Annotated in this window: 5 protein-coding genes; all 5 read right to left on the bottom strand. The window is 34.1% G+C overall.

Annotation, left to right across the window (positions count from 1 at the left end):
- Nucleotides 1-307 precede the first annotated feature (307 nt).
- On the bottom strand, nucleotides 308-1,600 hold the full coding sequence (locus MW688_RS18880; RefSeq protein ID WP_486737562.1) for an HlyD family secretion protein: 1,293 nt from the start codon (nucleotides 1,598-1,600) through the stop codon (nucleotides 308-310).
- 155 nt (nucleotides 1,601-1,755) lie between these two features.
- Entirely contained in the window at nucleotides 1,756-3,900 is a 2,145-nt protein-coding gene (locus tag MW688_RS18885) for a peptidase domain-containing ABC transporter (RefSeq protein WP_486737563.1), read from the bottom strand.
- Entirely contained in the window at nucleotides 3,890-5,041 is a 1,152-nt protein-coding gene (locus MW688_RS18890; RefSeq protein WP_486737564.1) for a phosphotransferase family protein, read from the bottom strand. Before MW688_RS18890 ends, MW688_RS18885 begins: the two co-directional genes overlap by 11 nt.
- A gap of 98 nt (nucleotides 5,042-5,139) precedes the next feature.
- Nucleotides 5,140-5,382, bottom strand: coding sequence for a hypothetical protein (locus tag MW688_RS18895; RefSeq protein ID WP_486737565.1), 243 nt, complete (start codon nucleotides 5,380-5,382; stop codon nucleotides 5,140-5,142).
- Nucleotides 5,383-5,891: 509 nt separating this feature from the next.
- Nucleotides 5,892-7,352, bottom strand: a complete 1,461-nt coding sequence (locus MW688_RS18900) for a sensor histidine kinase (RefSeq protein ID WP_486737566.1) — start codon at nucleotides 7,350-7,352, stop codon at nucleotides 5,892-5,894.
- Nucleotides 7,353-7,574: the final 222 nt, after the last annotated feature.

Genomic DNA, 7,574 nt, shown 5'->3' on the forward strand with positions numbered 1-7,574 from the left:
TTAAGCGTTGAGCATTAATTCTTTAACTCATTACTTCCTCACTTCAAAACTTCAAAACTTCAAAACTTCAAAACTTCAAAACTTCAAAACTCATTACTCAACCCCCACCAGTAACTTTGGGTAAAAATGCAAGATCTGAGTTGAGTGTCAACCAATTTTTAAGCGTTGAGCATTAATTCTTTAACTCATTACTTCCTCACTTCAAAACTTCAAGACTTCAAAACTCATTACTCATTACTTCAAAACTCATTACTCAACCCCCACCAGTAACTTTGGGTAAAAATGCAAGATCTGAGTTGTCACCCCGTCAACTAAATAATCTGGTTTTACGCAAAATAAACTGCAAAAAAGTCTCTTTTCTAGAAATAATATTAGCTTGAGCTTCCATTCCTGGTCGAATGACACATTCTGTTTGACCATCATTCAAAGATAAACGTTCAGGTTGAATAGTAACTTGAAAATAATTATTATTGGCCACACTATTACTAGTATTCACCTGGTTGGCTGAAACTACATCTGCGGAAATTTGGGTAACTTTTCCTGGTAGAAGGCCAAATTCTTGATAAGGACAAGCATTGATTTGTAGTCTAGCTGTTTGACCAATATTTACCTTATCAATATCTCGGTTAGACACCAAAGAGTTAATCACTAAATTCACATCATCGGGCATAATTTCAGCAATTACATCATTAGCATTCACAAATTGTTGTTCATTGCTCAAATACAATTCTATAATTCTCCCATTAGCAGATGCTTTAATTGTACTTTTTTCTAATTCTATAGCTAATTGTTCTAAATTTTTTTCCTCTTCAATTAAAGTAGTCTCTATCTCTAAACGTTCTCTTAATAAAGACTCCTGTTGTTGATTTAAATTAGTTAATTGGGTATTTCTTTGACTAGTTAATTGCGCAATTCTTGTTTCTGCCATTTTTTGCTTAAATCCGCCACCATTAAGTTCAGACTTAGCTTTTATCAGTCTAGATTTTACTCTAATCAAAGCTGCTTGTTTTTCTTTTACTTCTAATTGAGAGATAACTCCTTGCTCAAACAAATTCTGATAAGCTTTGGTTTCATTTTCCGCTAAAAATAACTCAGCCTCTATTTCTTGCAAATTAGCTTGAGCAGCAATTCTTTGTTTTTCGCTATCAAGTTTAACCTGATTTAATTGCATCTCGGCTATCAAGATTTCTTGGGCAAAAGATTGAGATTCTGAGATGATTTGCTGATTAATTAGTTCAATTTGACTGTCAATTTGAGCAATTTTTTGTTGCTTTTGATTAATATTGCTTATCAGTTGACTTCTCCGTAGTTCTAGTTCATTCAACTCCAAAATAGCAATAATATCTCCTCTTTTAACCCGTTGATTTTTGCTAACTGCAATAGATTTAATTATTCCAGCTTTTTGAGACTCTACTACTTTTGTACCTCCGACTGGACGTATTACCGAACGGCCTTTGACTACAACATTATAAGTCAAAGAAGAAGAAACAGTAATTAAACCAGCAATAATAATTAATAAAACAAATCCTAGTAACCGAACTTGGCTACTAATAGAAAACAAAAAATAATCGGGATTAAATTTATGTAAATTTTCTTTCATATCATGTCCGTTTAATTAGTTATGATAAAGTTCTACCTTCATACCTTCTTCCTTCCCTTCTGCCTCCTGCCTCGGTGCCTCCTGCCTCACCTTATTTTTATCGTAAGTATTCACCCGAACTTGATATCATGAGTTTATCTGAAAAATCATCTAATTTAGACAAGTAAAAACTTAGTATGTTCTCCTTTTTCTGCTAGTAAATCAGCTCGTTGTCCTGCATATTTTAGTTTTCCTTCCTCTAGAAAAATCAGCCAATCAGCGCAATTAATAACTTGAGGACGATGACTAATTAATATTGTAGTTTTATTATGACGAGATAATAATAATTGGTCTAATACTTTACTTTCACTGAGAGGATCTAAATTGGCAGTAGATTCATCTAAAATTAAAATAGGTGGATTAGTAATAATAGATCTCGCTAAAGCTAATCTTTGTCTTTGACCTCCAGAAAGATTAGAACCAAATTCTCCAAGTATTGTTTGATATTTTTCGGGAAGTTTACTAATAAATTGATCTGCTTCTACTAATTTACAAGCGTTGACGATTTCTTCAAAACTAACATCAGGAACAGATAAGCGGAAATTATCAATAATTGACCTACTCCAAAAATGTCCATCTTGAGGGACAAGAATTACCTGTTGCCGTAAACAATCTAAAGATAAATCCTCAAGATTATAATTATCAAAACGAATATTTCCCGATTGCAGAACATACAATCCTGAAATTAATTTAGCTATGGTACTTTTACCACAACCAGATTCACCAATAATGGCGGTTACTTTTCCTCCCGGTATTGTCAGGGAAAAATCTTGTAATAAATCAACTCGGCCTGGATAATGAAAGTGTAAATTAGTACAAATAATCTTGGCGTTATCATTAATTTTAGCCCAGGGTTTATTAAAATTATCCGCATCTTCAGGGGTTGCTTGAATTATTTCTTGTAATCGAGAATTAGCATTTTGTGCTCTAATCAAATCATCAATCAAACCAATTAAATCACTAATGATATATTTAAAATTACGATTAAAAGTAATAAAAGCGAGCAATTGACCAATAGTTAATTGGCCTTGAATGACCAAGAAACTCCCTGAGGCTAATAATAAAGTTGACCCCAATTCAGAAATAAAACGAGAAAATGTTCTATTAATAATATCAATTTTAGTAGTACTAAACATGAGATTAGCTAAATTACTAAAACGAATTTGTAACTCTTCCCATAATTCTGGAACTCCAGAGATAGTTTTTAAGGTAATTGCCCCTTTAAAGGTTTCTACTAAAACTCCCTGGGTTTCAGTATCTATAGCCATTTCTTGATAAATTTTTTGTCGAATGATTGGTCGAGAGACTAAAGTACTAATCGTCATTAACAAAGCGAAGAAAACAGCTAAGAGAGTTAACTGCCAACTATAAAAAATCATGATCATCAGAGAGACAGAGGAAATCAAGAAACTGCTAGGAAGAGTAATAACTACCGTGGAAATTAAGCTATTAATTTCTTGAATATCAGTTAATCTGCTAATTACTTCTCCACTGCGACGAGTTTCATAATAAGTCAAAGGAAGTCTTAAAATTTGATAGGCAAATTCTAAAACAATACCTAATTCAATTTTTTCTACAAAGTAGGCAATTAAGAGATTTTCCACAAAGGATAACCCGCCTCTAATTAAATAGAGAATAATCATGACAATCACAACACCAATTAACAGTTGTGTATCGCCTCGGATAATAATTTCATCGGTGATTATCTGTAAAAATAGAGGAAAACTTAAAGAAAGTAAGCCGATAATGGATGAACAAACAAAAGCTTGGCTAATAATGCCCCGATACTGCCAGATACGCCGGAAAAATTTGCCTACTCCTTCTATTTTGTCATTGGGTTGGGCGTAGAAACGATTCAGATCTGGTTCTAATAACAACATGATGCCATTAGTCCAGTTTTTGCTTAATTCTGATTGGGAGAGATAGCGAACTCCTAAAGCAGGATCTCCAATCGCATATTGGTTACGAACTTTTCCGTATAAAACTACCCAGTGATTCCCTTGCCAGTGAATTATGGCAGGTAGAGGCAGTTTATCTAAATGTTGCCAAACATCTTTAGAGGTGACTACAGATCTCGTGTAAAAGCCGAGAGAATCAGCGCCTCGTCTCATGCCTAGTAAAGTTGTCCCTAGTCTACCTGTACCAATCGCTTCGCGAATGCGATTAATACTCAAGATCCGGCCATAGTGTTTCGCTATAGAAGCTAAACAGGCGGCACCACAATCTTCTTCACTATGTTGTGTTACTAGATTATATTTCATTGATTTGAGTAAGACCAAAAATCATTGGTACAGATTCTCTAGGATTACATAGAAGAGTTTTAGCTACCTGTAACATGCAAATACTGTTATTAGTAAAGGTTTGTTGATAATAAATATCTACTTCGAGATCTTCAACTAAAGCTAAACCAGTAAATTGGACTAAACGGGGTAAAAAATCGGGATAAACTTGAGTTATCTTAGGGAAATTATCGATATAGGAGTCAACCATCGCCCCTAGGGAGGGTTGAATTAATTCTAGGGGAGTAACCGCTGATTTTAAAGCTTTTTGTAGTTCAGTCTCTTTAGTAATTACTAAACTTTTTAGCCAAATTCGCAGATAACTAGCAATGATACTCCCGAGATCTAGGGTAGGATCTCCCCAGGCCCATTTTTCCCAATCGATTATTTTTATCAAGTTAGCTTGAGAATTATTTAATAATTTGTTCCAATCATTGTGTACTAATATATTGTTTAATTTAAGATCTTTGTGAATTAGACAACTCGGATCTATGAGGGAATCTACTTGTTGAATTGCTTGTTTAAAACTGGGATAACGTTTATATAGTTGGGAAAATATGCGTGCGTCACTAGAGTTTTCCCTGTTATCAGGCGCGTTATAACTTTCTAACGTGTCTATGAAATCACTTATACTATCTATATAATCATAATCACCATAGTTTTCTGTGAAATAATTTTGATAGGTGGTGTTTTTCCAAGTGCTGCGATGAATAGTGGCGATCGCTTTTCCTAAAGCTGTTGCTATTTCTACAGGAAAATGATTATTTTTGTAGTAAAAGTCTCTCAAATCTTGATATTCATCCAGATATTCCAAAATCATAATTGAAGAATCATAATCAAAAAAGAGCGCTTCAGAAATTACTGAAGTAATCTGGTTAAGTTCTTGATAATCATCTAGAAATTGTTGAAATTGCCAATGTTTTTCTAATTCTCCTTTGGTTTCACCCTGGTCATTGTGTGCTTCTTGCTTAATTAAATAACACTGAGGAGGAACAGTAATGACTAGATTAAAATTTTTACGACTTTTACAGGTGATTTGGCAGAAATTTCTACCTTTTGGAGAGCAAAATTTTTGAGAAATTAAATAATCAACAACGTTTTCATTACTTAATAAAAATGGCATTAGTTTAAGTTTCCCCTAAATTAAACAGAGAGATCAATATTGAAATTCAAGAGTTAATTACTCTGTTTAAATACTTTGATCCCTCTGATGATTGCTAATTATCTACGGCGATTACGACGGCGATTACGACGGCGACGATCACTAGGGCTAGGACGGCTAGGAGTGTCCCGACGAGCTCTGGTACGGCGACTACGACTAGGGCGACTAGGAGTATCTCGCCTACGGCTACCACCAGAGATCATTGATTCTTCATTTTCTGATAAATCTTTGAGAAAGTTTTCTTCAACGGAAAATAAACTATAACCGGCAGGAATTGATGTTACTTCTAGATTTTTATTCATCTTTAACTCACTTGTTCTTGTCTTTTCTATATTTTTAGAATAACTGAACCAAAATATATAGTCAATAATTATGAAAATACTCTCATGAAGGGTTTATTTATTTTTCATCTATCTTGAGTGAGTTAATTACTTATCTGTTTGTGTATACTGTATTTTTATTGACTCATATCAAAGCACCAGTACATAAGTACTAAATTAACCTCAGAAAAAGTTTATTTCTCTTTAGCCTAAGATCTGGCAAAGGTATACCAATTTTTAAGCGCGATCGCATTAATTCTTTAACTCATTACTTCAAAACTTCAAAACTCCACAACTCATTACTTCTTACTCGTTACTCATTACTCAACCTCAACCAGTAACTTTGGGTAAAGATGCAAGATCTGAGTTGATATTTGCTGATCTAAGTTTGTTCTTAAAAATGGCCCGATCAGCATTTTTGAGTTAACTTGCTCTCTCAGTTACAGTCGATCCCTTGCTGTTTTGCATCAAAGATAAGCTGAAAAGATGTTTCATTCCAAAGGGATAATTAAGCTAAAAGTTGAACCCACATCTACTTGACTGATTAATTGCACTTTACCACCGTGAGCTTCAGTAATAACTCTGACTATAGATAATCCTAATCCAAAACCATCAGACCGTCGAAACTTTTTTTCTGCCCGGGCAAATCTTTCAAATATCCTTTGTTGTTCATGTTCTAAGATACCTTCACCAGTATCTCTTACCCAGAGATGTAGATAATTACCCTGGATTTGAGAACCGATTTCAATCAAATCATCTTCTTGTGTGTGTTCAGTAGCATTTTTAATTAGATTCATCAATGCTTGAGTTAAGCGATGGCGATCGCCTTTAAGTATACCTATGGCTTGAGATTTTAACTGCCACTGTCGTTTGGCCAAAGTTTGAGATTTCATAAAAATTTCTTGAATAAATATATCAAGATCAATACTCTCTAAGAGCAAAAAATCTGGTTGTTCAGATTTAGCTAGTAGGAGTAATTCTTCCACCATACGACTCATGCGATCTAATTCATCGAATACCAAGGCTAGAGTTTCTTGTTTTTCTTGAGGATCATCGCCTAATAATTCTAGATGCCCTCTAATAATAGTAATAGGGGTTCTTAATTCATGTCCGGCGTCATTGATAAAAGATCTTTGCATAGTAAAAGCTTTTTTGAGTCTGTCCATCATCTCATTAAAGGTTGTGGCTAATTTAGCCATTTCTCCTGAACCTTTAACCGGAAGACGCTGATCTAAATTAGAATTGCTGATAATCTTAGCAGTACTAATTAAAGAACGTAAGGGTGATAAAATCTTTCCTGAAGCGATCCAACTTAAGATCATCGCTAAAATCCAAGCGGCAAAGAGAACTTGGATCACAATTAAGATAAAACTTTTGGCCTCTTCTATTTCTCCTGCTGTTATATGAGCAACAATAAAAATACCTTTAACTCCGGTACCATTAATAATCGGTTTAGCTAAATAAATAACATCTTCAATTTGGGGATTATTAGTAACGTATTTACCTTTTTCTTCCTGTTCTAATTGTTGCCAATGTTGCATCAATTCAGAATCCCCTTTCAGTATTTCTGGTACTCCCTGGGGACTAGAACCATAAAATTTACCATCTATGATAGCAATTAGAAACACATCATCATCGGGAATTCTATCGCTAAAAAGATCGTCAAAAAAATTTTTAATATCTGCTTGTGTTTCTAACTTTTGGTTTAATTTACGTCGCAATAAATAATCTTCAAAGGCTTCACCTTGTTCGCTCAATTCATGTTTAGCTCTTCTCTCCACCTCTTGCAAAACTAGTTCTGAAAAGATGGGTATAGATAAACCAAACAAAATACTTAGAACTAGGAAATACCAAAAGAGGATTAAATTGCGGGTTTCTTCTAATAACTGAAATGAATCTCGATACTTCTGGAGAAAATTTGACCAAATTCCAGATTTTTTCTCTCTACTCATAGACCAGAACCCTTACTTACTAATTTTAATTAAATGGTTAAGATTGTCTTGTTTTATCCCAGGGTTATTTCATCATTTTTTATTTCAAAATGTAACGTTTAAACAGTAGGCTTTTTACTATGTTTTTTAAAAGAAAAATAAATCCGAGATTTATTATTAGCAAAAAATCCCCTCTCCCTGCTCCCTGCTCCCTGCTCCCTGCTCCCTGCTCCCTGCTCCCTG

Source organism: Johannesbaptistia floridana (assembly GCF_057440575.1).

Coding starts and splice junctions, on each gene's coding strand:
- MW688_RS18880 (WP_486737562.1), bottom strand. CDS start 1,600: ATGAAAGAAAATTTACATAAATTTAATCCCGATTATTTTTTGTTTTCT.
- MW688_RS18885 (WP_486737563.1), bottom strand. CDS start 3,900: ATGAAATATAATCTAGTAACACAACATAGTGAAGAAGATTGTGGTGCC.
- MW688_RS18890 (WP_486737564.1), bottom strand. CDS start 5,041: ATGCCATTTTTATTAAGTAATGAAAACGTTGTTGATTATTTAATTTCT.
- MW688_RS18895 (WP_486737565.1), bottom strand. CDS start 5,382: ATGAATAAAAATCTAGAAGTAACATCAATTCCTGCCGGTTATAGTTTA.
- MW688_RS18900 (WP_486737566.1), bottom strand. CDS start 7,352: ATGAGTAGAGAGAAAAAATCTGGAATTTGGTCAAATTTTCTCCAGAAG.